This is a genomic window from Caulobacter vibrioides (genome assembly GCF_002310375.3).
Taxonomy (GTDB): Bacteria; Pseudomonadota; Alphaproteobacteria; order Caulobacterales; family Caulobacteraceae; genus Caulobacter; species Caulobacter vibrioides_D.
The window spans coordinates 2,589,061-2,613,113 of the sequence record NZ_CP023315.3 but is presented as its reverse complement, the minus strand read 5'-3'; the positions used below and the strand labels follow the sequence as shown (position 1 = coordinate 2,613,113).

The window sequence follows — 24,053 nt, the reverse complement described above, 5'->3', positions numbered from 1 at the left end:
ATCCTCACGGCTGCGCTCCATGTCGGCCGCGCGGCGGAACTCGCTAGATCAAGAGGGGAACCGCCGCCTTGTCGGTCGGTGCGATGACGTGTTCGTCATGGTCGATGACGACCATCGTGCCGGGGTTGTTGGCGGTCACGCTCACGGCCGCTTTCAGTTGCGCCGCCAAGGCCCGCACGATGCTTGTACCGAGCCCGGGCTTGCCGACGTCTCCAGATGGCATCCCAACGCCGTCATCGGCGATGGAGAGGCGCCAGGTCGCGCCTTGGGACCGATAGGCGACCTTGATCGTTCCGGGCCGATCGTCGGGAAAGGCGTGCTTGAGCGCGTTGATCACCAGTTCGGTCACGATGAGCCCGAGGCTGACGGAGATTTCGGAATTGGTCACGCTGGCGTCGGCCTCGACGCTCAGGGTGAGCAGGGCGGGATCCCGGATCATCGAGGCGCCGATGCTGTCGCAAAGCTCCGTCAGGTAGGCGCCGATCCTGACCTCGTCCTCGCCGGTCGTGGCCAGCTGACGCTGGACCGAGGCCACCGACATCACCCGATGATGAGCGCTGTGCAGGTGCTGGCGGATTTCATCGGATTGCACCCGGCGGGCGCTCTGCAAGAGCACGCTGGCGATGATCTGCAGGCTGTTGGCGACCCGGTGCTGCAGTTCCTTCAGCATCGCCGCCTTTTCGCGGATCAGGTCGTCCTTGACCTTTTCGGCGAGGCGAAGATCGGTGACGTCGGCCACGGCCAGGATCAGCAAGTCCTGTGTCCCGCCAAACACGAGCTTTTCGGCGTTGAGCACCAGTCGCCGTATGGGTCGGCCAGGGGCTGTCAGGTCCATCTCATAGCCGGGGATCTTGGCGCTGCCCGACGCGGTGGCCTTGAGCAGAGACCTCAGCTGTGGCGCATCCCATTCACCGGCTCCAAGATCAGAGATGCGCAGGCCTGACGTGTGGGCGGGATCGATGTCGAACGCCCGACAGAAGCTGTCGCTGGCGGCGATGACGACCAGGTCGTCATCAAGCAGCAAGGTTGGCTCGGCGGCCGTGGCGATGATCGCCATGGCTAAACCGTGTCCAGCATCGACGTGCAGAATGGGGTGGCCAGCCATAGCTGTCCTTCGCCGACCAGAGGCTTTGCGAGAAGAAAGCCGTACCTGGCTTAGAATGTCTGGGTCTAGGCCGCGAATGAAGGGCGGCGTGTATTAGACCAGCTTATCACACTTAGCTTGGGCGCGACGCATCCTTATTCGATCCATGGTCGAAAAGTGCATCCTACAACCGCTCTGGCGCGAGCGTGGTCTCCATAACATCCAGCAAGACCAAGGTGTTTTGGGGAGTCTGCGGAGGGGGCGTCGACCATCTACGATGGCGGGCTTGGCCCTATGACGACGGGGCGCTCATCCGTCCGCCCAGGGCAAGGGCGGCCTTGCCGTGCGCCAAATGAAAACGCCGCGCGGGGATCCGCGCGGCGCTCAAAGGGTGTTGTGGGCTGAAGGCGGTCTTACGCCTTCTTCTTGGCTCCGCCCGCGACCGGCGGGGTCGGCTTGTCGCGCTTCACGCCGGCCTTCTGGCCAGGCTTCATGAACTTGACCAGCACGCGTTGGCCGACCAGCAGCGGGGCGCCGTCGGCGCTGACCACCACCTCGACGACGCGCTCGTCGCTGCGCTGGCTGGGATCGTCCGAGGCCAGCTTGCGGGCGCCGAACACGGCGGCGCGGCGCAGGACCTTGCCGATATAGGTCTTGTCCGGGCTGCCTTCCGGTTGGATCTCGACCTCCTGGCCGATCGTCACGTTCGGGATGTCGGCCTCGACGATCTCGGCGCGAGCGATGCGCTGGGTGTTCGGCTCGAGGTCGAACATGGCCGTCACGTTCAGGGTCGAGGCGCCCGAGCCCGGATTGGCCTGGCGGCGGGCGATGCGGCCGTCGGCCGGCGCGCGGATCACCGTCAGTTCCTGGTTGTAGTTGGCCTGGGCCAGCTGGGCGGAGGCGACGCTGATCTGCGCCTGTTGGGTCCCGATATTGGCTTGCGCCTGGGCGATCTGGTCGCGGGCGCTATCCAGCTTCTGGGCCGCGACATAGTTCGCGCCGGCCAGGCCTTGGAGGCGGTTGAACTCGCGCTGCGCCGTGCGCAGTTGCACCTGATAGAGCGCCAGCTGAGCCTTGGCCGAGGCCAGGTTCGCGGCCGCGGTCTGCGCCGCGAGGCGAACGTCATCGTCCTCCTGCTTGGCCAGGGGCTGGCCCTTGGTGACGATGTCGCCTTCCTGGACGAAGACTTCACGGACGATGCCCGGGCGGCGCGCGGCCACCTGGATCACACCGCCCTCGACGTCGGCCTTGCCCTGGGCGATGGCCGCGTAGGGGGAGGGCTCTTCTTGGGCGGCGGCGGCCTCAAGCTTCTTCTTTTTCTCGGCCTGTTGGCCCTTGGCGTAGAAGAAGCCGCCGCCGAGCAGCAGCACGACGACCAGGACGATGTAGAAGGCGGGTCGGCGCAGAAAGCCGGGCATGTCGAAATTCCCCCAGAAAATCAGTGGCTGAGCGGCGCGGGATTGGCGTCGGGCGTTCTACGCACGTCGTCCAGGATCCGGCCGTCTTCGATGTGGATGACGCGGTCGGCATAGGCCTCGAGCCGCGGGTCGTGGGTCACGCAGATCACCGCCGCGCCGCGAACGGACGCCGCCTCGCGAAGCAGGCGGATGACGATCTGGCCGTTCTCGCCGTCCAACGCCGAGGTCGGTTCGTCGGCGAAGATCAGGTTCGGGTTCTTGGCCAGGGCCCGGGCGATGGCCACGCGCTGCTTTTCACCGCCCGACAGCTCGGACGGGCGCTGGTTGACGCGCGGGCCTAGGCCCACCGACTCCAGAGCCGCCTGAGCGCGACGGGCCTGCTCGCCGGCGCTGGCGCCCTGGTACTTCAGCGCCGTCATCACCTGCTGCTTGGCCGTCAGGGCCGGGAACAGGTTGAAGCCCTGGAAGATGAAGCCGCAGTGGTCCAGGCGGAACTTGTCGATCTTACCGGTGGGTAGGGCCCAAAGGTCCTTGGCCTCCAGGGCCGACACCTTGCCTTCGTCGGGCTTCAGGAGGCCCGACAGAGCGGCGACCAGGGTCGACTTGCCCGAGCCCGATGGACCCATGACCATCGTCACGTCGCCGTGCTTAGCGTCAAAGTCGATGCCCTTGAGCACCTCGATATACGAGCGGCCGGTCTTGAAGCGCTTGACCAGGCCACGGGCTTCCAGGGCGGTTTCGCCACGCTTGTGCGCGTTGTCACGGGTCATCGCAGCAGATCCGCGGGTTGGCTGTTCTTGAGGACGCCGAGCGACAGGAAGCCCGACAGCATGGCGATAGCGACGAGGAAGCCGGCGACGATGGCGACCAGCACCGGCGGGAAGTACATCGGCACCCCGCCCATGGCCGCCAGCAGCGACACGCCCCAGGTCAGCAGGCCTGCGGCGAAGACGCCGACGATCCCGACCCAGAAGGAAAGCTCCATGACGATGTTGCGCAGGTCGCCCATCGACACGCCCAGGGCGCGCAGAGAGGCGAACTCCTTGATGTTGGCCATGATCGCGCCGCGCAGGGTCTGCCAGGTGATGGCCACGCCGATCAGCGGGCCCAGGAACGCCGAGAAGCCCAGCATGATGCCGATGATCTGATCGTCCAGCATGGCGCTGGAGTTGGCGTCGGCCAGTTCCTGGCGGGTCCAAGCGCGGAACTTGCCGTCGGCCTTCTTGTTCAGCTGGGCGGCGACGATCTCGGCGCGCGCCGGGTCCTGGATCTCGACCATCAGCGGGCCGACGCGCTGGCCTGTGTCGGCTTCGCCCAGCATCCGCAGGGTGTCGCGCGACATGACCAGGGTGGCCTGGATGACGTTCGGATAACCGCGCGTAACCACGGCGATATAGATGGTCTTGCCGTTATAGAGGGCCTTGTCGCCCTTCTTCACGCCCAGGCGCTTGAGAGCGGTTTCGTCAACGGCCACGGCGTAGGGACGCCGCAGGGCCTCGATCATTTCATCGGTGTAGTCGGTCGGGACCGTCACATAGCCCGGGATCGCGTCGATCACCGTGACATTGACGAACTCGGTCTTGCGGCCGCCGCCGGGCGGGGGCGACTTGCCGCCCTTGGCCGCAGCCTTGGTGCGGGCCTCGATCTTGGCCTGTTCCTCGGGCGACAGGATGTTCTGGAAGCGTCCGCCCGAGCCGTCCAGCGGCGCGACCTGGGTGACCTCGGGGTGGCTGTAGACCAGCGGGATCATCCGCCGGGGCAGGCCCGACTGACCGCCGCCGAACAGCGCCTTGGCGCCCGGGCCCAGCACCATGACATCGGCGCGCGCGCGGTCGATCTGAGCGGTGAAGCCCTTGCCGATACCGACGAACATGCCGACCTGCGCCAGCACCAGAAGGCCCGAAAAGGCCAGGGCGACGACAGCCGCCATGTAACGACGCCACTCGTATAGAAGTGTGGCCAAGGCCAACGACATTTGCGGACTCGTGCTCCCCCAATCGACGGTTGCAGCAATGAACGCCGATCGCCGAGCGGCCAAGTTAAATCGGGGTAAGGCGCATTTCCGGGGTGAAATAGTCGGCCTGGGTCGCGTTGAAGGGCTGTCTTAGCCATCCAGCGGGCGGGACGGCGCCCTGGCAGTAAGAGGCTTATGACTTAGGCGCCTTGCGGACTGGTTAACCATTCCTTACGCAAGGCGCTTGCGTGCGACGGCTGACTTGGTGTCAATCTCGCCCCTTGGTCGGCGTCGCGGGGGCGTCGCCTCATTGTAAGGTCTTCGTCTTGATGTTCCGTCCCGAGAACGTTCAGGCCCTGGCGGGTCTGGCGCTCACCCTAGGCCTCTGCTGGCTCGTTTCCGAGAATCGTAAGCGGTTCCCCTGGGTCCTGGCCATTGGCGCCGTCGTCATTCAGGTGATGCTGGTGCTGGTCCTGTTCGGGCTGCCGCAAGCCCAGCAGATGCTGCGTGGCGTCAACGGCGCTGTCGAGGGCCTTGGCGCCTCGACCCAAGCCGGTACGGCCTTCGTGTTCGGCTTCCTGGCCGGCGGCGACCAGCCCTATACGGTGAGCAATCCGGGCGCGGGCTTCATCTTCGCGTTCCGCGTCATGCCCGTGATCCTGGTGGTCTGCGCCCTGTCGGCGCTGCTGTGGCACTGGAAGATCCTCAAGTGGCTGGCCCAAGGCTTCGGCTTCGTGTTCCAGAAGACGCTGGGTCTGCGCGGCCCGCCGGCCCTGGCCACCGCCGCCACCATCTTCATGGGACAGGTCGAAGGTCCGATCTTCATCCGCGCCTATCTCGACAAGCTGAGCCGCTCGGAACTTTTCATGCTGATCGCGGTCGGCATGGCCTGCGTCTCCGGCTCGACCATGGTCGCCTACGCCACCATCCTGGCCGACGTCCTGCCCAACGCCGCCGCTCACGTGCTGACCGCCTCGATCATCTCGGCCCCGGCCGGCGTGCTACTGGCCCGGATCATCGTGCCGTCCGACCCGATGGAGAAGGGCGCCGATCTCGACCTCGCGGCTGAGGACAAGACTTACGGCAGCTCGATCGACGCGGTCATGAAGGGCACCACCGACGGCCTGCAGATCGCCCTGAACGTCGGCGCCACCCTGATCGTCTTCGTGGCCCTGGCCACCATGGTCGACAAGATCCTGGGCGCCTTCCCGCCGGTGGGCGGCGAGCCGCTGAGCATCGCGCGCGGCCTGGGCGTAGTCTTCGCGCCGCTGGCCTGGTCCATGGGCATTCCGTGGGAGGAAGCGGGCACGGCCGGCGGTCTGCTGGGCGTGAAGCTGATCCTGACCGAGTTCACCGCCTTCATCCAGCTGTCCAAGGTGGGCGAGGCCCTGCTGGACGAGCGTACCCGGATGATCATGACCTACGCTCTGTGCGGCTTCGCCAACATCGGCTCGGTGGGCATGAACGTCGCCGGCTTCTCGGTGCTGGTGCCCCAGCGCCGGCAGGAAGTGCTGGGCCTGGTCTGGAAGGCGATGATGGCCGGCTTCCTGGCCACCTGCCTGACCGCCTCGCTGGTCGGCCTGATGCCGCGCAGCCTGTTTGGGCTCTAGAGTCAACTAAAGGTTGCTCCTTTTCCTCCCTTCCCCTTTGATGGGGAAGGGTAGGGGATGGGGTGACAGCGTGTCCGAAGGAACACCGACGCCTCGACATGCCCCTGGCGTCGTCAAACGCGCCCGTCGTCTCCGGAACGAGATGACCGTCAGCGAGAGGGTCCTGTGGAAGGCTCTTCGCGCTCTTGACCTCCACGTCCGCCGCCAAGCGCCGATCGGGCGCTATGTCGTCGACTTCGTCCATCACGCTTCACGGCTCGTCATCGAAGTCGACAGCGGCCGGCATGATCATCCTGAAGCTCAACTGCACGACGCCGCGCGCGACGCCTGGCTTGCGTCCCAGGGGTATCGCGTCATGCGTGTCCGCGACGGTGAGGCGTTCGGCAATCCGTATCTCGTGGCCGAGCGCGTCTTGGCGGAAATTCAGCAATCACCCCATCCCAACCCTTCCCCATCAAGGGGAAGGGCTTTGAGGTAAGGGCCGCGCAGGGAAGCTCCCTTCCCCTTTGATGGGGAAGGGTTGGGATGGGGTGACATCGTGTCAGGCACATGCGCCTAGGCCATCAGCTCCTCCTGGCCGAGCGCGTCTTGCGGCTGAGACTCAGCGATTAACCCTCCCGACCCTTCCCCATCGAGGGGAAGGGCTCTTAGTGTGGGCGAAAGGGGAGGACGACCATGAAACTCTACGATTGCCTGCGGGCCCCCAATCCGCGCCGTGTGCGGTGGTTCATGGCCGAGAAGGGGATCTCCGACGTGGAGATCGTCAGCCTGTCGATCATGGGCGGCGAGCACAGGTCGCCGGAGTATCGCGGCAAGGCGGGTCTCGCCCACGTGCCCGCGCTGGAGCTGGACGATGGGACGGTGATCACCGAGTCGGTCGCCATCTGCCGCTATCTGGAAAGCGTCTATCCCGAGCCGAACATGTTCGGGCGCGACCCCAAGGAGACGGCGATCATCGAGATGTGGCTGCGGCGCACCGAGATGATGGTCGCCACGCCGATGATGCAGGGCGTGCGTCACAGCCATCCCGGCATGGCCGCGCTGGAGGCGCAGGTCCCCGAAGTGGCCGCCTACAATCTCGAGAGCGTCAGAAAGAGCCTGAGGGTGCTCGATGACCGCCTGGCCGAAAGCCCGTTCATCGCGGCGGACCGCATCACGATCGTCGATGTCATCGCGGTCACGAGCCTGGATTTCGGACGCATGATCAAGTGGCGGCCGGATCCCGAACGGGTCCACGTCAACCGCTGGCTGGACGCCATGCTGGCCAGGCCCGCCGCTGCGGCGGGCATGACCGCCTGAGGCGCTATCGCGAGCGGATCCGCTTGATCACGCCCGAGAAGTTCAGCATCGGGCTGGAACCGGTCGAGATCAGGCCGCGCACAAACAGCAGGGCGCCGCCAGCGCGCACGACCTCGCCGGTGGCCGTGACCAGGTCGCCGGGACGGGCCGGGCCGACGAATTCGCCGTTCAGGCTGACGGTGACGGCGTGGCTCCCGGCCAGGTCACGCCAGGCGATCGCGAACAGGCAGAAGTCGGCGAAGGTCATCATGCAGCCGCCGTGCATGAAGCCGCCGCCGTTCATGTGCTTGGGCTCGGCGCGGAAGGCGCAGGTGACGCGGCCGGTTTCATCCTCGCGGAAATAGAAGGGGCCGGACTGGTCCTCGAACGGGTCCATGCCTTGCCAGGTGCGCCAACCGGCCCACTCACCGCTCTCGACCAATCGCGAGCTGCTGGAACTCTCGGCCCCGCCGTCCATGCCGTCCCCTCCGAAACTTATCGGGGTTCAGTTAGAGCGGTCGTCTCGCGCGCGCAAGCCGCGCCTCGCGTTCGGACGCGATCCGTGGCATGGCGAGGCGTATGACCACCCCGATCCAAGACACCATCCTGTTCCAACTGGCGGCCTTGCCCGAAGGCAAGTCGATCGACCCGATGAACATCGCCAAGGCGATCCAGCCCGAGCGCTGGCAGCAGCAACTGGGCCACGTACGCACCAACGCCATCGAACTCGCGCGCGAGGGCAAGGTGGTGATCCTGCGCCACAACAAGCCGGTCAATCCCGAGAAGTTCCGCGGCGTCTATCGCATCCGTCTGCGCCTGGAAGGCGACCCGACCAGCTTCGAAGAGCCGGCCGGCGAAGAAGAATAGTCGCGGTCTCAAGTTAGTCTTGAAAAGAAACTAAGTCGATGGCCTATGGTCTCCCAAACCAGGGAGACCATCGATGCTCATCTACGGCTCGTCGCTTTCGCCGTTCGTCCGCAAGACCATGGTGTTCGCCACCGAAAAGGGTCTGGCGTACGACAACAAGGTGGTCCGGCTGGGCCAGCCCGACACCGAGTTCGACGCCTGCAGCCCGTTCGGCAAGATTCCCGGGTTCCAGGACGGCGATTTCAAGATCTCGGACTCCTCGGCGATCATCACCTATCTGGATGCGGCCCATCCCGAGCCGAACCTGATCCCGACCGAGCCCAAGGCGCGCGCGCGGACCGTCTGGTACGAAGAGTACGCCGACTCGATCTTTGTCGGCGCTGCGGGCCCGATCTTCTTCAACCGCGTGGTGGGGCCGCGCTTCATGGGCGCCCAGCCTGACGAAGGGGCGATCGAAAAGGGGATCAACGTCGCGATGCCGCCGGTGCTCGACTATCTGGAGCACGCGATCCCCGCCAGCGGCTTCCTGATCGAGGACCGGTTCACCCTGGCCGACATCGCCGTGGCCAGCCCCTTCGTGAACCTGGAGCACGCCGGCTTTGATTTCGCCAAGTGGCCCAAGTCCAAGGCCTATGCCGACGCCATCCTGGCCCGGCCGTCGTTTGCGGACATCATCAAGCGCGAACGCCGGATGCTGGGCGCTTAAGGCGGCGGACCCAATTGCGGACACGAAAGCTCCGATACTTCAAAGACTAAACCGCTTGTCATCCCGGAAGCCTCGTAGAGGCTATCCGGGACCCAGGGGCCGGCGCAGTGCGGTTGCCCCTGGGTCCCGGCGCTCCAGCCCGCAAGCGGGCTTCCGGCCGGGATGACGACAGAAATTGATTTCAGGCGACTGAGTACTGACCCTTGGCGCCCCCCTTGGGGCGGTGGACGGGATCGCCTAAATCCCGTCCATGCCCCTCGAGACCCTTCTCTCCGAAATCTCGGCCTGCCGCGCCTGCGCGCCGTACCTGCCGCACACGCCCCGGCCGGTGACGCGGGTTAGCGCGGCGACGCGGCTGCTGATCGCTGGCCAGGCCCCGGGCCGGATCGTCCACGAGACGGGCCTGCCTTTCAACGACCCCTCGGGCGTCCGCCTGCGGCAGTGGATGGGGATCGACCGCGAGACCTTCTATGGCCGGCCCGAGATCGGCGTTGCGGCCATGGCCTTCTGTTTTCCGGGGACCAATCCCAAGGGCGGCGACTATCCGCCACCGCCGCGCTGCGCGACGCTGTGGCGATCGCAGCTCCTGGCGGCCTTGCCCAATGTCGAGCTGACCCTGCTGGTCGGCGGCTACGCCCAGGACTGGGCCCTGGCCGGCCGAACGGGCAAGACCATGACCGAGACGGTCGCCCGCTGGCGGGAGTTCGGACCGAATGTGCTGCCTCTACCGCATCCGTCTTGGCGCAACACCGCCTGGCTGAAGCGCAATCCCTGGTTCGAGGCGGAGGTGACGCCCTATCTTCGCGAGCGTGTCGCGGACATTCTACGATCATGAACCGCCGCGCCCTGATCCTGTCCGCCTGCGCCGCCGCGCTGTCGGCGTGTGCGCCGCTGCGCCAGCGGCCTGAGCTGGCGGCGCTGGGGTTTCGAGGGCCGCGCCTGACAGACGAGGCCTTCATCAGCTTCGACGGCGCGCATCTTGGTCTGATGCGCTGGCTGCCGGCCGGCGAGCCCGACTGGGTCGTGGTCGGCCTGCATGGCATGAACGACTATTCTAACGCCTATCACCTGGCCGCCGCCTGGTGGGCGGGCAGGGGGATCGCGACCTACGCGCTGGATGTTCGCGGCTTTGGTCGCTCGCCCGAGCGCGGCGTCTGGGCGCCGGCCGAGCTGGTCATCGAGGATGTCCGTCTGCTGGTCGAGGCCGTGCGCGAACGTCATCCGCGCGCCAAGGTCGCCCTGGCCGGAATCAGCATGGGTGGCGGCCTGGCGATCAGCGCCATGGCGACGCCCGACCCGCCGCGCGTCGACAAGCTGATGCTGTTCGCCCCGGCGGTCTGGGGATGGTCGAACCAGCCGCTGCCCAACAAGCTGAGCCTGTGGATCACCGCCCATGCGAAGGGCGACTGGGTGATCAAGCCGCCCGAGTGGTTGGTGCGTGAGGTGACGCCGTCCGACAATCTGGACGAACTACGCCGCATGGGCCGTGATCGGCTGATGATCTGGGGCGCGCGCTCCGACACGCTCTATGGGCTGGTCGGACTGATGGAGCGCGCCTGGACGTCGCCGGGCGCGATCTCCGTCCCGGTCGCCTGGTTCTACGGCGCCAACGACCACATCATTCCCCGCGCGCCGACGGTCGAGGCGGTGAGTCGCCTGAAGCCCGGCGCACGAACCGCGTACTACCCGAAGGGCTATCACCTCCTGCTGGTCGATCAGCAGGCCGAAGTGGTCTGGCGGGACGCCGAGGCGTTCCTGCGCGACCCGCCCGACGCCTGGCCGCCGTCGGGTGTTCCGGCCATCCCCGCCAGCGTCACGGGCATGACAGCGCTTGACCCGCCCAAGGCGGCCAAACGCACCTTGTCGCAAGGTCAGCCTTCGGGCTTGTGAGCCGGGGAAAGCCAGCGTACACCGCCCGCCAACTTCATTCTGGCTGAGGCGAGACCGGCAGCATGACCTTGTTCGATTCCCCCGATTTCGAGGGACACGAAGGCGTTCACGCTTTCTTCGACGAAAAAACTGGTCTGAAGTCGATCATCGCGGTCCATTCGACCGCGCGCGGACCGGCCGCCGGCGGCTGCCGCATGTGGGACTACTCCAGCGCCGATGCGGCCCTGACGGACGCCCTGCGGCTGTCGCGCGGCATGTCGTACAAGAACGCCATGGCCGACCTCGACTTCGGCGGCGGCAAGGCCGTGATCATCGGCGACAGCCGTAGCCAGAAGACGCCGGAACTGTTCGAAGCCTTCGGTCGCGCCGTCGACAGCCTGGGTGGCCAGTACTGGACCGCCGAGGACGTCGGCGTCTCGCCGTCGGACCTGGAAAGCACCCGCAAGACCACCCGCTTCGTCGCCGGCCTGGAAGGCCACGCGGCCGCCTCGGGCGATCCGTCGCCGGTGACCGCCGAGGGCGTGTTCCGGGGCGTGCGCCTCTGCGTCGAGCGCGCTCTGAACCGCGACCTGAAGGGCGTTCGCGTCGCCATCCAGGGCGTCGGCCACGTCGGCGCCTATCTGGCTGAAAAGCTGCATGCGGCCGGCGCGGAGCTGATCATCGCCGACGTCAATCAGGTCGCCCTGGCCGAGGTCGCCGCCAAGACCGGCGCCACGATCGTGCCGACCGATGCGATCTTCGACGTCGAGGCCGACGTGTTCGCCCCTTGCGCCCTGGGCGGCGCGATCTCGAACGCGACCCTGCCGCGTCTGAAGGTCAAGGTGATCGCCGGCGGCGCCAACAACCAGCTGGCCGACGCGATGATCGGCCAGACCGTGTTCGATCGCGGAATCCTCTACGCGCCGGACTACGTCATCAACGGCGGCGGCATCATCAATGTGGCGGCCGAGATCCGCGCCCTGGAAGCCGGCGGCGCCTTCGACGGCGGCTGGGTGGCGACCAAGCTTGATCGCCTCGCCCAGACCCTGGCGGAAGTGATCGATCAGTCGATCGCCGAAAAGCGTCCGGCCAACCTCGTCGCCGACGAGATCGCGCGCGCCCGAATCGCCGCCGCGCGCGGCTGAGCGCGTCCCGGGCGGTCTCTGGGGTTGCGCCGCGGAGACCGTCGGGCTTAGCGCCCCTGGATCGAGACCGTGACGCCGACGACGGTATCCTTGTCGGAATAGTCGATCGAGTTCAGCTTGCGCCGCGTCGCCGAAAGCGACACCTGATTGTTGTTCTTGCGATAGCCGACGCCGACCTGCCGGCTGCCAAAGCGCGCGACCTTATCTTCGCTGAAGCCGGCGTTGCGCCAGCCATTGAGGGTGTCGCGCACCATGTTCAGGCTGTAGGCCTTGCCGGAGCTGGCGGCGAACAGCATCCAGCGCCCGCGCCGGAGGTCCTCCGCCGAGGCGCTGGCCTTCGAGATCAGGTTCGAGGCGTTGAGGCTGAGGCGCTTCACGGCGCTAGACTGTACGCCCAACGGCGTAAACGGCAGCGGCTCCTTGTCGACCTCGACTTTCAGAACCTTGGCGTAGGGCCGATAGGTCTTGACGTGGGTCAGGGCCAGAACCGGGCGCGGATGGGACGGCGCGGCCTCGGTTAGAATCCGCGTCGCGGGGCGCGGGGCCGGCGCTTCTGTGCGGGCGTAGGCCTTGGGCGTCGAGAGGGCTGGCTCTGGCTTGGCGGGCGCGGCCCCGGCTAGACCCGCTTCGGACAGGCCGCCGGCCAGCGCTACGGTCGCGGCGGCCGGCGCTGTTGTCGCCTCCGCCGCAGTCGTCCGCGACCGCTCGCCGCCGTAACGCGCCGTTGCGATGGGCGCGTCCACGTCATCACCGGCGGCTCCGTCCGTCGGGCCGCCTGCGAGCGTCAGGGTCTGGTTGAAGGCTTCGGGAGCACGAGTCGACCACGCCGTCGCGGTTCCTACGACCGCGAGACCTGTCGCCACCAACACACATCCGAGCGCGACATGTCGCATGCTCGACAGCTCCCCATTCCCTGCCGGTAAGGTTAAGGGCGCCGCAGGGCCCTGTACAGGCGTCTAGCGTGTGAGTTGAACGCCTGCGCTGAGATGACGCGCCCGAATTGGGGACCCCAGCGTCGGGGGCGCGCGGCGGGCGTTTTCCTTTAACCGCAAGGGCTCAGGGCCTTGCTCTGAAAGCCGTCCCCGGCGGGGACAAGCCGTCTCGTCAGGGAAGCCCCGGCGCCGGTTCGGTGCGCGATCAGGCGCGGAAACCGGCCTCGGCGAAGCCCAGCATGCGGTTCAGCAGGGCCACGACGTCGGCTTCGCTGGTCTGCCCCTCGGACAGAACGTTCAGCCGGTCGAACTCGGCGAAGCGGTTGTTGTGCAACATGCCCAGGGTGAAGTGCAGCCGCCAGTAGACCTCCTCGGGCGACAGCTCGGGGCGGGCGCGCAGCAGGGCGTCCGAGAAGCGGCGCAGGTGCGACACGTCGGTCTTCAGCACCTGGCGAATCTCGTCGGTGCCTTCGCTGCGGGCGCGGATCAGGAACTGCAGCGAGATGCGGCGCTCGTGATCGGGCGCCAGCCAGCGCAGCGGCGGGGTCAGCAGGGCCGCCAGGATCTCGCGCAGCGGCGGAGCGCCGGCGTTCCGATCATTGGCCTCGTGCAGCATCTTGGCGCGCTCGCGATTGAGCTCGGCCGTGCGCCGCTTGAAGATCTCGAACAGCAACGCGTCCTTGGAGCCAAAGTGATAGTTCACCGAGGCCAGATTCACGCCGGCGGCGGCCGTGATGTCGCGCACCGAAACGTTCTGGAAGCCGTGCAGCGCGAACAGGCGTTCGGCGGCGACGAACACCAGGTTCTTGGTGGCGGCTTCGGTCTCGCTCGCGTCGACTTCATGCGAAGCGGCGGCGTCAGTCGTCGGACTCACTACAGATTCCCCTTTACCCGCAGGGAAGTCTTACGGGCGTTCGAATTTGGCGCAAGCGTCAAGATCGTCGCTGTAGCGTGTAACGGCTTTGGCGTTTAGGCTTTTCCCGCACAGCGCGTGGGAGCGACCTGATGATCGGCATGCTGACGGCCGTTCTGCTGTTGAGCGGACAGGCTGGCGCTCCGGGCACCTTGCCCAAGGATGATGCGGCCAAGGTGGATTCGGTCACGATCACCGCGACCGACAAGAAGCCGTCGCCGATGCCGCCCTGGTCCCGGAAGATCGAGGGGATCGGCTGGCCGTTCCTGGGCGTGGGCGAGGACAAGTCCGTCATGATGTTCGCCAAGACGGGCAAGACGCCCGCCGGCGCGGACTATCAGCGGGTCTGGGTTCGCCACGAGTTTCGGCTGCCACAGACAGAGGCGGGCCTCACGTTCCGCTCCGAGCGCTTGGCCAAGGACGTCGATTGCAAGACGCGCTCATTCCGTAGCCTGGCCGTCTATCGCTATCCGGAGAACAATCTCGGCGGCGAGCCTGTGGCCTTCAAGTTCGACGACGACGGCTGGGCCAAGCCCGAGGCGGGCGCGTTCGACGAGACGGTGGTCGAGGCCGCGTGCATGCGGCCCGACGCCGCCGGCTAGAGCCCTGTAGCGCTGGAGGGGTCCATCTAAGCCCGGCAGGCCCTAGCGGCGTCGCTGCGGTCTGCCGATGTCTGGCTTGCCGTTCAAGGACAGGTTCCAAAGATAGACCTGCCGTGCGCGCGAGCCGGCGGGCAGGCGCTTGAGCTGCTCGATCTGGTCCTTTTCAAGCCGGAAGGGGCCATAGCCCCGATTGCGCAGGCACGCTTCCAGCGCCGGTTCCAGCTGCCGAGCGACCTCACGCCACGTCTTGCTCATGTGCAGTTGGGCCCGCGCGGCGTAGTCCACCAGGGCGGTGACGTCCATGTTGGGCTGCGTCAGGTCCTGGGTCGGCTGCGCGTCAGGTTGCGCGGCGTCGGTCATGTAGGTCAGGTCGACGGTCGGGATCGACACCGGCGCCTTGGTCTGAGCCTCGTAGGCGCATTCCACCGCATCGGTTCGATACTGGAGGAACGAGGTCCCCGGCTTGCCCCAGCTATCCTTGGGCGCGGCGTTGGCGGACGGCGCGGCCAGGCCGGTCAGCAAGCCTGCGACGAGGATCAGGGAGCGAAGCATGGGCGCGTTCCGACGTTTCGCGCCTGTGATAGCGGTAACGGGGTTCGTCGAGAAGGCTTCAGCTTGGGAGCGGCGCGAGGCGCGCTTCGGAACGCACCATCCGTCGGTGCGCCATCCTCAGCAGCGGGCGCGCGACGGCCGCGCCCAGGATCAACGGCGCCAGCAGCAGCGCCAGGGCCTTGCGACGCTTGCTGTCGGCGCGCTTGAGGAAATAGCGCACCAGGCCTTTGCCCTTGTGCCACTCAATGACCAGAGGGCTTTCGCGGCTCGTGGAGCCGACATGAACGACCCGGGCGTGCGGCTGAAACAGCACGCATCCGCCTTGCCGCCGGGCCCGCCAGCAGAGGTCGATGTCCTCGACATGCAGGAAGTAGCCCTCGTCGAACCCGCCCAGCCGCTGGAAATCAAGGGCGGTCATATAGAAGCACGCGCCCGAGATTGTGGGGGTGTCCACCGGGTAGGGCGGGGGGGGATCGCCCTCCCGGTGGATCTCGAAGCGGCGCAGCGGGGGCAGGGTGGCGCTAAGCTTCGAGAGACTGAGCAGGGTGGTCACGGGCGTGATCTCGCCACGCCGGCCGCCCCGCTGTTCGGTTCCGTCGGTGTTGAAGACGCGGGCCCCCACCACGCAAGGCGAGGGGCGATCGCGCGCCGCCTCCCGCAGCGCCGCGATCGCGCCGGGGGTGAGGAAGGCGTCCGGGTTGAGGAACACCAGCTCCTCGCCCTTGGCCGACGTCGCGCCAAGATTGGCGGCGCGCGCGAACCCGATATTGCCAAGGCCCTGCAGCAGCCGCACGCGCGGCTCGCGGCGCGCGAGCGCTCGCAGCCATGCCGCGTCGGCGTTGGATGACCCATTGTCGACGATGACCAACTCCTCGGTGAAGGGCTCGGCCAGGGCGTGGCGGACGCTCTCCATCAGGGCGGGGCCGGTCATATAGACGACCATCACGATCGAGAGGCGGGGCTGAACCGCCAAGGCGGCCGCCCGGGCGTGCGCGGGATCGATGGTCAGGTACATGGCGCTGCTTCATTCGAAATAGTTGCGTTAAAACTGTATGTCCGGTGACGCCTGGATGCAAGGGCTCTGAAGAAGCGGCGCAACAGGTTGTTGCGTTTTTATGCAATGTGTAACAACTAGGGAGCGCCCGCAGTTGGGCGTGCGAGCGGCGTTGCGATGTCACGAACGGCGATGAATCCCGCCAAGGCGGCCCTGACCAAGAGCTTGCGACGCGAGGCCGGCCGTTGGCTGAAGGCTGCGCGCGAAGCCGCCGGCCTGACCCAGGCCGAATTGGCGGAGAAGACGGGGCTTCGCTACTACACGTTCGTATCGCAAGTGGAGAACGGCCTGGGGCGCGTGCCCATCGAGGCTCAGGCCGTGTGGGCTCAAAGCCTTGGCCTGGATCCCACTCAGTTTGCGCGCACGCTGTTGCGCTATTATGAGCCCGAGCTGCACCGGTTGCTGTTCGACGGCGCCGCAGGAGAGATCGAACCTGCCGAAGAGGTCGCGCCGTTTGTCGCCGACCGAGCCGCGCAGGCCTGACGAGCAACGCGATGGGTGAGGTTCTAGCCTTCAGTCCTCGGCCGCCGGCCACTGACTGGTCCGCTAACGAGCGGGGCCTGCTGATGCTGCTCACCCAGCAGCTGACCTCGAGCTATGGCGAAGTCGACGCCGTGTTCGGCCAGACCGACGCGGGGGATCCCTGGTACGTCGTCACCGACGCCAATCAGGATGTGCTGGTCCACATCGCGCGGATCGACGGGCAGTTCGTCGTGCACGATGCGGCGGTCGACATGTTCCATCAGGTCGGCAGCCTGTGGGGCGCGCTGCGCCAGGTGCTCGCGACCGGCGCGCCGCAAGAGGCGACGGGCGTTGTGGTCGCGTTCAGCCCCGCCAATCGCGAGGTCCAGTCGTTCCTGTCGCTGGTTGTCGCCTTCGGCCTCTATCTGGAGCTCCGAGGCGTCGAGTTCGGAAGTGCCGGTCGCCTGGATTTCGAGAGCGCGCCGCGCATGGGGGATCCGGCGATGGTGGTGCTGGCCTCAAAGCTCATCGCCGCGCTGACCCTGGAAACAGGCAAGAGCGAGGCCGAAACGGTGATCGTCGCCGCGGCCGCGCGCGAAACGGGCCCGCAGGTCGCACTGAAGGCGATCACGGCACAAGCCATCGCCGTCCAGGCCGCCAACGCCGAGTCGCCGAGCCTGGGCCAGTTCAAGCCGCCGAGCGCGCTCGCGCCGCAGCCCTCGACCGAACATCCCCCATCCGCGCAAGCCAGCCCGTCGCCGCCCCCGGCCGAACCGCAAGGCGGCTTCGAGGTTGCCGGAAATGGTTTTGCGACCAGCAAGACGGTGACCCGGGGCACGTCCGGCGATGACGTTCTGAGCGGTTCGCAAGGGGCGGACACCATCCAGGCGGGCGCAGGCGACGACTATGTCGACGGCCATGGCACGGGGGCGGGCCAGGTGGATCGTCTCGAGGGTGGGGACGGCAACGACCAGATCGTCATGGGCGCGCGCGTCGTCGCCAGCGGCGGCGCCGGCGCCGACACGTTCCTGGTCGCCGCGCAGCCGCCGTCGGACAAGACCGAAGGCCTGCTGGGCGTGGTCCTCGATTTCTCCGCAGCACGCGGGGATCACCTCGAAGTGCAGGGCAAGGGGCAGCTGACCGTCGTGAGCTCTACGGCGGTCGCCGATATCTTGGCCGTCCAGGGGGCGGCGCTGGGCGAGTCCAATATCGCCGTCCTGGCGGAGGTCAGCCAGCCGGTCGCGGGCGCTCGTGTGGGCTTCGACATCGATGGCGATGGCCAGGAAGACGCCTTCATCCTGCTGGGCGGCGCCGCGCCGACGAGCTTCCGCGTGGGCCTGACGATCGTCAACGATCACGCCGCAGCGCCGCTGGAGAAGGTTTCGCTGGTCGGGCAGCCGAGCTTCGATTTGGGCTCGCTGGGCGAGCCCGCGCCGCGCGGCTGATCAGCTGAGCGCTCTATGAGTGTTTCGATTTCACGCACCGTCACCGCAATGTGAACCGAACTGGAGGCGGGGATCCTGCGCGCCGGTAGGGTCGGATTTTCGCGATAGTTGTTTTTGCGGCACGCGCCACCTATGGTTACATCAACATCTAGGGAGGCGGACGATGGCTAGCTGGTTCCAGGTGACGGCGACGGGGCTGAATCTACGCTCGCAGCCGGTTGTAAAACCCTCCACGCGTCTCGCCACGCTGAACCAGGGGCAGCTTGTCCGGCAGGTTGGCGGCTCGACGGTCCCCGGCTGGATCGAAGTCGAGGCCCAGCTCGGCGCGACGCTCTTCCGGGGCTTTGTGAGCGCACAGCATCTCGCCGCAGCCCAGGCGCCTTCCGCGCCGCCGCCTGCGCCGGCCTCGGTGGTCCCTCCCGCTGTCCATTTGATCCCGCCCCGCGGCGTGCGAACGGCGAAGACCGCCATGGCCTCGGCGCTCGCGCCCGTCGCCGGCATGCCGGCCGTGCGCAGGCCCACCGACAGTGCGGCCAATAAAATCGCAGCCCTGCACGCCGCGATCGCCTGGCTGGACAGCCCGACCGGCGGCCGCTGGGCTCCTGGCGCGGGCAAGACCTACTGCAATATCTACGCCTATGACTACGCCAACCTGGCCGGGGTCTACCTGCCGCGCGTCTGGTGGATGGACAAGGCGCTCATGGCCATCGCCAAGGGAGAGACCCCGTCCGTAAGCTATGGCGAGACCGTGCGGGAGATGAACGCCAACAGCCTGTTCGACTGGTTGGCCCACTGGAGCGATGACTACGGCTGGCGGCGGCTGACCACGCCGGACGAGGCCCAGGCGGCGGCCAACCTCGGCGAGGCGGTGATCATCTGCGCCAAGCGCAAGGATTTGGCGAGGTCAGGCCACATTACCGCCGTGGCGCCCGAGCCGGGCGCGCCCAGCGGGTTCAGCGCCGTGCGCGAAGGCGGCAAGGTGACGAAGCCGCTGCTAAGCCAGGCCGGCGATACGAACTTTCGGTATCGTGCTGGCAACTTCTACCGTGGAAACCAGTTCCAGGCGTTCGGGTTCTGGGCTCACGCCTGATCGCCGCCGCGTGGGGTCAAGCGCGGCCTTGTCGGGCGATCGCGGCGGCTTGGTTCTGCGTCGGCGCAATCTGGCGCATGACGCCTATCGACTGGGTGTAGTCCCAGTGGCGCTCGGGCGTCGGGTCATGACGATCGCCAACGATCACGTCGCCGCGCGGGTGGGGACGGTCTCGCTGGTTGGGCATCCAAGCCCCGATCTAGGGCCCGTGGGCGAGCCTGCGCCGCGCGGCTGAGCGGTTCGGTACTCTTTTGGGGTAGGTTGTTTTAGCGCGGTGTCAGTGAAGTTTGACGCGAGGAGCGCCGGAACAGATCGTTCTTGATCACCATTCCGGCGCTTTCCGCACAAAGTATTCTGGGTGCTGACGAAAGTCGGTCCAATTCGGCTCGTCTGGCTCTGTGGATGGTGTCCCAAGCCACGGCAGGAACTGCGAAGCTCCGCGCGTGGGCGGATCATTGACGAGCTGGATTTCAGCGTAGTCGAGCGCACACCCGGGGCCTGCGACCGAGGACAGATCCGTTGGATCAAGAAAGCGCCCCGTCTTCGGATCGGCGAGGTCATCGAAAGTTGCGAACGCGGGTATAAATCTCGGCGGAAGCCGCGCGGGAACGCTTGGCGTGGCAGCTCGCAGATCGGTTGCGCTCATGCCACTAGACTTTGCCCAGAAGTCCTTGTCTGGATAGGCGTAGCTGAGCGCTGAGCTACCGGACCAGCTCACGAGTCCGACGTTTTGAGCCAGACTGGCAAGCCCGGCACCATCAACGCCACTGGCTCCGCCAAAATCGACGAGCAGCGCAAAGGCTATTCGCCCATTGTCAAACGGCATGGGGATCGCTTCACCGATCAGGGTCTGTATCGAGTTAGTTCCAGGGCTGGGAAAAGCGCTGACCTCCGTCAGCCAAATCTCCCAAACCCCTGAGAACGATTTGGGGCCTGCCGGATGCCTGAAGTGGAATGTCAGGCGCACTCGAAAGACCACCTGTGGCGCTCGAGAACACCCACCGACGCCAACCAGGGCCAAAAGACTTGCTAGGGTCGCTCGGCGATTGACGCAGCGCCGAAGCTCGCCCGCTTGAGAATGGCCCGCGAACATACGTCAAAGCTCCACCAATACGCGTATGGCGTAGCATGGCCGCTTTCGCCGCCGCCAACTCAAAATCGAGCTGAACCAAGGGGAGCTGGATTTGGTGGCGGAGGACTTAATTCACCCCCGCGTCCCTAACCCCGCACCAACTCCCGCATGGCCTTGTCCAGACCCTCGATGGTCAGCGGGAACATCCGCTCGGCCATGATCTGGCGCATGACGCCGATCGACTGGGTGTAGTCCCAGTGGCGCTCGGGCGTCGGGTTCAGCCAGATGCAGCTCTGATAGATGTCGGTGACGCGCTGCATCCAGATCGCGCCGGGCTCTTCGTTCCAGTGCTCGACGCTGCCGCCCGGATAGGTGATCTCGTAGGGGCTCATGGTGGCGTCGCCGACGAAGATCACCTTGTAGTCGGCCGGGAACTTGTGGAGCACGTCGAAGGTCGGGATCTTCTCGGTCTGGCGACGGCGATTGTCCTTCCAGACGGCCTCATAGAGGCAGTTGTGGAAGTAGTAGAACTCCAGGTTCTTGAACTCGGTGCGCGCGGCGCTGAACAGCTCCTCGCAGAGCTTGATGTGGCTGTCCATCGAGCCGCCGATATCAAAGAACAGCAGCACCTTGATGGCGTTGCGGCGCTCGGGCCGCAGCTGGATGTCGAGATAGCCCTTCTCGGCGGTGCCCTTGATGGTGCCGTTCAGGTCCAGTTCCTCGGCCGCGCCGGTGCGGGCGAACTTGCGCAGGCGGCGTAGAGCCACCTTGATGTTGCGGGTGCCCAGTTCGACGCTGTCGTCGAGGTTCTTGTACTCGCGCTTGTCCCAGACCTTCACGGCCCGGCCGTGGCGGCCCTTGTCCTGGCCGATGCGCACGCCTTCGGGGTTGTAGCCGTTATTGCCGAACGGGCTGGTGCCGCCCGAGCCGATCATCTTGTTGCCGCCCTCGTGGCGCTTCTTCTGCTCGCGCAGGCGCTCCTGCAGGGTCTCCATCAGCTTCTCGAAGCCGCCCAGGGCCTCGATCTGAGCCTTTTCCTCGTCGGTGAGGAACTTTTCGGTCAGGGCCTTCAGCCACTCCTCAGGAATGTCGGCGGCCAGGCCGTCATTGACCGTCTCCAGGCCCTTGAAGACGTGGCTGAACACCCGGTCGAACTTGTCGAGGTTCTTCTCGTCCTTCACCAAGCTGGCGCGCGAGAGGAAATAGAAGTCCTCCACCGAACGGTCGATGACGTCCTTGTCGAGCGCCTCCATGAGCAGGAGGTACTCGCGGAGGCTGACGGGCACCTTGGCCTGACGGAGCTCAGAGAAGAAGCGGAGGAACATCGGCGCGACTTTCGAACAGGTGTTCGGATTGTGGAGCGTAATGGCGAGCCGCGCAACGCCCCCTCCGTCTCGCCGCGTATCCGCGGCGATCCACCTCCCCCGCAAGCGGGGCAGGAGGGCTAGCTTTTCCTCCTCCCCTGCGAAGCGGGGGAGGTGGCCCGCAGGGCCGGAGGGGGCCGCAATTTCGCCCCTCACCCCCGCCGCAGGATGAACTCCAGATCCTGCGTCTCGCCCACGGGGAAGAAATACTCACCCACCTTCGTAAAGCCCAAACGACCGTAGAGCCGCTGCGCGCCGTAGTTCTCCGACCACACCCCGATCCACAGCCGACGCGGGCCGGCGGGCTCCAGCCAGTCGAGGGCGGTCTTCAAGAGGGCCGAGCCTCGGCCGCCGCCCTGGTGGCTCTTCAGCACATAGATCCGCTTCAGCTCACCGTCCTCGGGGCTGACCTCGTCGTGCGGCAGGTCGCAGGGGCCAGCCAGGGCGTAGCCGATCGCTTCGCCGTCTGCGTCCTCCATCAGCCAGGTGGCCTTGTCCGGATGGGCGAGGTCATTGCGCGTCCGCTCCAGGCCATAGGCGTAGGCGAGGAACGTCTCCAGATCCTCGGGCGGATAGAGGTGGGCGAAGGTTTCGCTGAAGGTGCGCGCGCCCAGGCTGGACACCGTATCGGCGTCATCGATCGTGGCCCGACGAATGGTGTACGAGGCGGTGGTCGGATCGGCGTTCACGGTCTAGGAGTCTCCCATGGCTGTTGCGCTTTATACGCATTTGGACATGCTCGACCACCGGCCGGGCGATCGGCACGTCGAGCGCCCGGAACGCCTGCGGGCGGTGCTCGACGCGTTGAACGACGATCCGAATCTGGCGCTCGATCCGATGGACGCGCCGCTGGTCGAGGTCGAGGATCTGCTGCGGGTTCATCCCAAGGCCTATGTGGACGCCGTCTTCGCCGCCGCGCCCTCGACGGGACGGGTGGCGCTGGATCCCGACACGGTTCTGTCGGCGGGGAGTCTGTCGGCCGCGCGGCGGGCCGCCGGCGCCAGCGTGGCTGCGGTGCGCGCCGTGGCGAGCGCAAGCGCCCAGCGCGTCTTCTGCGCCGTACGCCCGCCCGGACATCACGCCGAGCCTGGCGTGGCGATGGGGTTCTGCGTCTTCTCCAGCGTCGCCGTCGCCGCCCGGGCCGCGCAGGCCGCCGGTCTGCAGCGCGTGGCGATCGTCGATTTCGACGTCCATCACGCCAATGGCACCCAAGCCGTTTTCGAGCACGACCCGACCGTGTTCGTCGCCTCGATCCACCAGTCGCCGCTCTATCCCGGCACCGGCGATCCCAGCGAGACGGGCCTGGGCAACATCGCCAACGCCACGGTGCCCGCCCATGCTTCGCGCGAAACCTGGCGGTCGCGATTCGAGGGCCTGATGGACAAGGTCGACGCCTTCGCCCCCGAACTTGTGATCATCTCGGCCGGTTTCGACGCCCATGCGCGCGATCCCCTGTCGGCGCAAAGCCTGGAGGAGGACGACTTCGCCTGGGCGACCCGCGCGATCCTGTCGGTGGCCAGGGCCCGCGCGAAGGGCCGGGTTGTGTCCTCGCTCGAGGGCGGTTACGACCTTCAGGCGCTAGGGCGTTCCGCCGCAGCGCATGTCCGCGCTCTTCAGGAGGGGTGAGAAGACGGCGCGGCCCTCGGGTCGCCTGACTTCTCTTTATCATGGTCGACTCCACCATCGCCGCCCCCTCATCTGCGCCCGCGCGACCGGGCGTCATCACCCTGGCCCGCCACGGCGAACCCGCCCTGTCGCGCAAGGTGAGGCTGAACGCGCCCGAGTACGGCGAGTGGTGGGGCCGCTACGAAGAGGGCGGTTTGAAAGCTGGCCAGACCCCGCCGAACGCCTTGGTGGAGCTCGCCCGAGGCGCCGACACCATCATCGCGTCGACCCGGCGGCGCTCGATCGAGACCGCCCAGGCGGTGGTGGGCGAGCGGGCCTTCGCCACGGATCCGACCTTCATTGAGGCGCCGCTGCCGCCGCCGCCGTGGCCGCTGTGGCTGCGGATGTCGCCCAAGCGTCTGGGCTTCTTCGCGCGCTTCTGGTGGTGGTTCTTCGACAATCACGGCGGCCAGGAGACGCGCAAGGAAGCCGAGGCGCGCGCCGGTCAGGCCGCAGATCTGCTGATCGAGATCGCCGGCGGCGGCCAGGACGTGCTGGTCCTGGCGCACGGCTTCTTCAACTGGATGATCGCCGACGCCCTGAAGCAGCGAGGCTGGGCCAAGATCGTTGATGAAGGTCACGCCTACTGGAGCATCAAGCGCTTCCGCCGCGCCTGACCCGCCAAAGCCTCTTCCCTTAACCACGCCTTGGCTCTAGGCCGTTGCCCGCGCCGCTTGTCGCCACTAGGCTGACGGCTGTTCACCTGAGAGTTGAAATGACCGACGCTGCGAATACTCCCGCCGACATCTCCGCCCTCAGCTTCGAGGAAGCGCTGTCGCAGCTGGAGCGCATCGTCCAGGAGCTGGAGTCGGGCCAGGCCGCCCTTGAGCGCTCGATCGACATCTACGAGCGCGGCGCGGCCTTGAAGGCGCACTGCGAGAAGAAGCTCGAGGCCGCGCGCTTGAAGGTCGAAAAGATCGTGCTGGGGCAGGGCGGCGCGGTGGCCGCGGAACCGGCCGAGTTCAACTGAT

The 24,053-nt window shown here is 66.7% G+C and carries 26 protein-coding genes and 4 pseudogenes; 17 read left to right on the top strand and 13 right to left on the bottom strand.

Going from position 1 to position 24,053, the window contains the following annotated elements; translation table 11 throughout:
- Positions 1–43: 43 nt before the first annotated feature.
- From CA606_RS12360 to CA606_RS12345, 4 genes are all read right to left on the bottom strand, one after another.
- Positions 44–1,105, bottom strand: a complete 1,062-nt coding sequence (locus CA606_RS12360) for a sensor histidine kinase (RefSeq protein WP_096050855.1) — start codon at positions 1,103–1,105, stop codon at positions 44–46.
- Between the two features lie 392 nt (positions 1,106–1,497).
- Positions 1,498–2,502: an HlyD family secretion protein gene (locus tag CA606_RS12355; protein WP_096050856.1), complete on the bottom strand. Its 1,005-nt coding sequence runs from the start codon at positions 2,500–2,502 to the stop codon at positions 1,498–1,500.
- 20 nt (positions 2,503–2,522) lie between these two features.
- The gene (locus CA606_RS12350) at positions 2,523–3,272 is read right to left on the bottom strand and encodes an ABC transporter ATP-binding protein (protein WP_096050857.1); all 750 of its coding nucleotides are present in this window, start codon (positions 3,270–3,272) and stop codon (positions 2,523–2,525) included.
- A complete protein-coding gene (locus tag CA606_RS12345; protein ID WP_096050858.1) occupies positions 3,269–4,477 on the bottom strand; it encodes an ABC transporter permease in 1,209 nt (402 codons plus the stop codon). Before CA606_RS12345 ends, CA606_RS12350 begins: the two co-directional genes overlap by 4 nt.
- Positions 4,478–4,785: 308 nt before the next feature.
- On the opposite strand from CA606_RS12345, the gene CA606_RS12340 reads away from it, so the two are divergent.
- The 3 genes from CA606_RS12340 (at position 4,786) to CA606_RS12330 (ending at position 7,365) form a co-directional block, all read left to right on the top strand.
- Complete coding sequence (locus tag CA606_RS12340) at positions 4,786–6,066, top strand: NupC/NupG family nucleoside CNT transporter (RefSeq protein WP_096050859.1); 1,281 nt, start codon at positions 4,786–4,788, stop codon at positions 6,064–6,066.
- Positions 6,067–6,106: 40 nt separating this feature from the next.
- Entirely contained in the window at positions 6,107–6,544 is a 438-nt protein-coding gene (locus tag CA606_RS20590; RefSeq protein WP_096050860.1) for an endonuclease domain-containing protein, read from the top strand.
- Between the two features lie 197 nt (positions 6,545–6,741).
- On the top strand, positions 6,742–7,365 hold the full coding sequence (locus CA606_RS12330; protein ID WP_096050861.1) for a glutathione S-transferase family protein: 624 nt from the start codon (positions 6,742–6,744) through the stop codon (positions 7,363–7,365).
- Positions 7,366–7,369: 4 nt separating this feature from the next.
- Here the strand turns inward: CA606_RS12330 and CA606_RS12325 are convergent, their stop codons facing one another.
- Positions 7,370–7,822, bottom strand: a complete 453-nt coding sequence (locus tag CA606_RS12325) for a PaaI family thioesterase (protein ID WP_096050862.1) — start codon at positions 7,820–7,822, stop codon at positions 7,370–7,372.
- Between the two features lie 101 nt (positions 7,823–7,923).
- On the opposite strand from CA606_RS12325, the gene CA606_RS12320 reads away from it, so the two are divergent.
- Together CA606_RS12320 and CA606_RS12315 are read left to right on the top strand one after the other, a co-directional pair.
- Positions 7,924–8,211, top strand: coding sequence for a DUF3253 domain-containing protein (locus CA606_RS12320; RefSeq protein ID WP_096050863.1), 288 nt, complete (start codon positions 7,924–7,926; stop codon positions 8,209–8,211).
- A gap of 73 nt (positions 8,212–8,284) precedes the next feature.
- Positions 8,285–8,917 (top strand): glutathione S-transferase family protein, encoded by a 633-nt coding sequence (locus CA606_RS12315; RefSeq protein ID WP_096050864.1) that lies wholly within the window; start codon positions 8,285–8,287, stop codon positions 8,915–8,917.
- Between the two features lie 84 nt (positions 8,918–9,001).
- Here CA606_RS12315 and CA606_RS20085 read toward each other — a convergent pair.
- A pseudogene (locus tag CA606_RS20085) lies at positions 9,002–9,082 on the bottom strand (hypothetical protein); the annotation flags it as partial.
- Positions 9,083–9,167: 85 nt separating this feature from the next.
- On the opposite strand from CA606_RS20085, the gene CA606_RS12310 reads away from it, so the two are divergent.
- The 3 genes from CA606_RS12310 (at position 9,168) to CA606_RS12300 (ending at position 11,931) form a co-directional block, all read left to right on the top strand.
- Positions 9,168–9,752: a uracil-DNA glycosylase family protein gene (locus CA606_RS12310; RefSeq protein WP_096050865.1), complete on the top strand. Its 585-nt coding sequence runs from the start codon at positions 9,168–9,170 to the stop codon at positions 9,750–9,752.
- Complete coding sequence (locus CA606_RS12305; protein WP_096050866.1) at positions 9,749–10,807, top strand: alpha/beta hydrolase; 1,059 nt, start codon at positions 9,749–9,751, stop codon at positions 10,805–10,807. The genes CA606_RS12310 and CA606_RS12305 overlap by 4 nt, the downstream gene beginning before the upstream one ends.
- A 62-nt stretch (positions 10,808–10,869) precedes the next feature.
- Positions 10,870–11,931, top strand: a complete 1,062-nt coding sequence (locus tag CA606_RS12300) for a Leu/Phe/Val dehydrogenase (protein WP_096050867.1) — start codon at positions 10,870–10,872, stop codon at positions 11,929–11,931.
- A 47-nt stretch (positions 11,932–11,978) separates the two neighbouring features.
- Here the strand turns inward: CA606_RS12300 and CA606_RS12295 are convergent, their stop codons facing one another.
- Both CA606_RS12295 and CA606_RS12290 read right to left on the bottom strand, forming a co-directional pair.
- Positions 11,979–12,824 (bottom strand): hypothetical protein, encoded by an 846-nt coding sequence (locus tag CA606_RS12295; RefSeq protein WP_096050868.1) that lies wholly within the window; start codon positions 12,822–12,824, stop codon positions 11,979–11,981.
- A 244-nt stretch (positions 12,825–13,068) separates the two neighbouring features.
- Positions 13,069–13,737 carry a TetR/AcrR family transcriptional regulator gene (locus CA606_RS12290; protein WP_096050869.1) on the bottom strand — a complete coding sequence of 223 codons (669 nt, stop codon included), beginning with the start codon at positions 13,735–13,737 and terminating at the stop codon, positions 13,069–13,071.
- Positions 13,738–13,868: 131 nt separating this feature from the next.
- Between CA606_RS12290 and CA606_RS12285 the strand changes: the two genes are divergently transcribed.
- Complete coding sequence (locus tag CA606_RS12285) at positions 13,869–14,378, top strand: surface-adhesin E family protein (protein ID WP_096050870.1); 510 nt, start codon at positions 13,869–13,871, stop codon at positions 14,376–14,378.
- 42 nt (positions 14,379–14,420) lie between these two features.
- Here CA606_RS12285 and CA606_RS12280 read toward each other — a convergent pair.
- Both CA606_RS12280 and CA606_RS12275 read right to left on the bottom strand, forming a co-directional pair.
- Positions 14,421–14,992, bottom strand: a pseudogene (locus tag CA606_RS12280) (hypothetical protein).
- Positions 14,989–15,945, bottom strand: coding sequence for a glycosyltransferase family 2 protein (locus tag CA606_RS12275; protein WP_096050871.1), 957 nt, complete (start codon positions 15,943–15,945; stop codon positions 14,989–14,991). The pseudogene CA606_RS12280 and the gene CA606_RS12275 overlap by 4 nt, the downstream one beginning before the upstream one ends.
- Positions 15,946–16,101: 156 nt before the next feature.
- Between CA606_RS12275 and CA606_RS12270 the strand changes: the two genes are divergently transcribed.
- The 4 genes and pseudogenes from CA606_RS12270 to CA606_RS20585 all read left to right on the top strand — a co-directional run.
- Positions 16,102–16,467, top strand: a complete 366-nt coding sequence (locus CA606_RS12270; protein WP_096050872.1) for a helix-turn-helix domain-containing protein — start codon at positions 16,102–16,104, stop codon at positions 16,465–16,467.
- Positions 16,468–16,478: 11 nt separating this feature from the next.
- Positions 16,479–17,891, top strand: coding sequence for a calcium-binding protein (locus tag CA606_RS12265; RefSeq protein ID WP_096050873.1), 1,413 nt, complete (start codon positions 16,479–16,481; stop codon positions 17,889–17,891).
- A 163-nt stretch (positions 17,892–18,054) separates the two neighbouring features.
- A complete protein-coding gene (locus CA606_RS12260) occupies positions 18,055–18,981 on the top strand; it encodes a hypothetical protein (protein WP_096050874.1) in 927 nt (308 codons plus the stop codon).
- Positions 18,982–19,108: 127 nt separating this feature from the next.
- Positions 19,109–19,216: pseudogene (locus CA606_RS20585) on the top strand (hypothetical protein); the annotation flags it as partial.
- An 87-nt stretch (positions 19,217–19,303) separates the two neighbouring features.
- Here the strand turns inward: CA606_RS20585 and CA606_RS12250 are convergent.
- Positions 19,304–19,807: a hypothetical protein gene (locus CA606_RS12250; RefSeq protein WP_181242568.1), complete on the bottom strand. Its 504-nt coding sequence runs from the start codon at positions 19,805–19,807 to the stop codon at positions 19,304–19,306.
- A gap of 392 nt (positions 19,808–20,199) precedes the next feature.
- Positions 20,200–21,378: a vWA domain-containing protein gene (locus CA606_RS12245; RefSeq protein ID WP_096050875.1), complete on the bottom strand. Its 1,179-nt coding sequence runs from the start codon at positions 21,376–21,378 to the stop codon at positions 20,200–20,202.
- 39 nt (positions 21,379–21,417) lie between these two features.
- Here CA606_RS12245 and CA606_RS20080 point away from each other — a divergent pair.
- Positions 21,418–21,501, top strand: a pseudogene (locus CA606_RS20080) (hypothetical protein); the annotation flags it as partial.
- A 68-nt stretch (positions 21,502–21,569) separates the two neighbouring features.
- Here CA606_RS20080 and CA606_RS12240 read toward each other — a convergent pair.
- Positions 21,570–22,106, bottom strand: coding sequence for a GNAT family N-acetyltransferase (locus CA606_RS12240; protein ID WP_096050876.1), 537 nt, complete (start codon positions 22,104–22,106; stop codon positions 21,570–21,572).
- A 16-nt stretch (positions 22,107–22,122) separates the two neighbouring features.
- On the opposite strand from CA606_RS12240, the gene CA606_RS12235 reads away from it, so the two are divergent.
- The 3 genes from CA606_RS12235 (at position 22,123) to CA606_RS12225 (ending at position 24,052) form a co-directional block, all read left to right on the top strand.
- Positions 22,123–23,043, top strand: coding sequence for a histone deacetylase family protein (locus CA606_RS12235; RefSeq protein ID WP_096050877.1), 921 nt, complete (start codon positions 22,123–22,125; stop codon positions 23,041–23,043).
- A 41-nt stretch (positions 23,044–23,084) separates the two neighbouring features.
- The gene (locus CA606_RS12230) at positions 23,085–23,699 is read left to right on the top strand and encodes a histidine phosphatase family protein (RefSeq protein WP_096050878.1); all 615 of its coding nucleotides are present in this window, start codon (positions 23,085–23,087) and stop codon (positions 23,697–23,699) included.
- 98 nt (positions 23,700–23,797) lie between these two features.
- On the top strand, positions 23,798–24,052 hold the full coding sequence (locus CA606_RS12225) for an exodeoxyribonuclease VII small subunit (protein ID WP_062093816.1): 255 nt from the start codon (positions 23,798–23,800) through the stop codon (positions 24,050–24,052).
- Position 24,053 lies beyond the last annotated feature (1 nt).

Coding starts and splice junctions, on each gene's coding strand:
- CA606_RS12345 (WP_096050858.1), bottom strand. CDS start 4,477: ATGTCGTTGGCCTTGGCCACACTTCTATACGAGTGGCGTCGTTACATG.
- CA606_RS12265 (WP_096050873.1), top strand. CDS start 16,479: ATGGGTGAGGTTCTAGCCTTCAGTCCTCGGCCGCCGGCCACTGACTGG.
- CA606_RS12275 (WP_096050871.1), bottom strand. CDS start 15,945: ATGTACCTGACCATCGATCCCGCGCACGCCCGGGCGGCCGCCTTGGCG.
- CA606_RS12270 (WP_096050872.1), top strand. CDS start 16,102: ATGTCACGAACGGCGATGAATCCCGCCAAGGCGGCCCTGACCAAGAGC.
- CA606_RS12295 (WP_096050868.1), bottom strand. CDS start 12,824: ATGCGACATGTCGCGCTCGGATGTGTGTTGGTGGCGACAGGTCTCGCG.
- CA606_RS12260 (WP_096050874.1), top strand. CDS start 18,055: ATGGCTAGCTGGTTCCAGGTGACGGCGACGGGGCTGAATCTACGCTCG.
- CA606_RS12230 (WP_096050878.1), top strand. CDS start 23,085: ATGGTCGACTCCACCATCGCCGCCCCCTCATCTGCGCCCGCGCGACCG.
- CA606_RS12350 (WP_096050857.1), bottom strand. CDS start 3,272: ATGACCCGTGACAACGCGCACAAGCGTGGCGAAACCGCCCTGGAAGCC.
- CA606_RS12330 (WP_096050861.1), top strand. CDS start 6,742: ATGAAACTCTACGATTGCCTGCGGGCCCCCAATCCGCGCCGTGTGCGG.
- CA606_RS12250 (WP_181242568.1), bottom strand. CDS start 19,807: ATGCCGTTTGACAATGGGCGAATAGCCTTTGCGCTGCTCGTCGATTTT.
- CA606_RS12320 (WP_096050863.1), top strand. CDS start 7,924: ATGACCACCCCGATCCAAGACACCATCCTGTTCCAACTGGCGGCCTTG.
- CA606_RS12340 (WP_096050859.1), top strand. CDS start 4,786: ATGTTCCGTCCCGAGAACGTTCAGGCCCTGGCGGGTCTGGCGCTCACC.
- CA606_RS12315 (WP_096050864.1), top strand. CDS start 8,285: ATGCTCATCTACGGCTCGTCGCTTTCGCCGTTCGTCCGCAAGACCATG.
- CA606_RS12245 (WP_096050875.1), bottom strand. CDS start 21,378: ATGTTCCTCCGCTTCTTCTCTGAGCTCCGTCAGGCCAAGGTGCCCGTC.
- CA606_RS12310 (WP_096050865.1), top strand. CDS start 9,168: ATGCCCCTCGAGACCCTTCTCTCCGAAATCTCGGCCTGCCGCGCCTGC.
- CA606_RS20590 (WP_096050860.1), top strand. CDS start 6,107: ATGGGGAAGGGTAGGGGATGGGGTGACAGCGTGTCCGAAGGAACACCG.
- CA606_RS12285 (WP_096050870.1), top strand. CDS start 13,869: ATGATCGGCATGCTGACGGCCGTTCTGCTGTTGAGCGGACAGGCTGGC.
- CA606_RS12360 (WP_096050855.1), bottom strand. CDS start 1,105: ATGGCTGGCCACCCCATTCTGCACGTCGATGCTGGACACGGTTTAGCC.
- CA606_RS12235 (WP_096050877.1), top strand. CDS start 22,123: ATGGCTGTTGCGCTTTATACGCATTTGGACATGCTCGACCACCGGCCG.
- CA606_RS12325 (WP_096050862.1), bottom strand. CDS start 7,822: ATGGACGGCGGGGCCGAGAGTTCCAGCAGCTCGCGATTGGTCGAGAGC.
- CA606_RS12305 (WP_096050866.1), top strand. CDS start 9,749: ATGAACCGCCGCGCCCTGATCCTGTCCGCCTGCGCCGCCGCGCTGTCG.
- CA606_RS12355 (WP_096050856.1), bottom strand. CDS start 2,502: ATGCCCGGCTTTCTGCGCCGACCCGCCTTCTACATCGTCCTGGTCGTC.
- CA606_RS12300 (WP_096050867.1), top strand. CDS start 10,870: ATGACCTTGTTCGATTCCCCCGATTTCGAGGGACACGAAGGCGTTCAC.
- CA606_RS12225 (WP_062093816.1), top strand. CDS start 23,798: ATGACCGACGCTGCGAATACTCCCGCCGACATCTCCGCCCTCAGCTTC.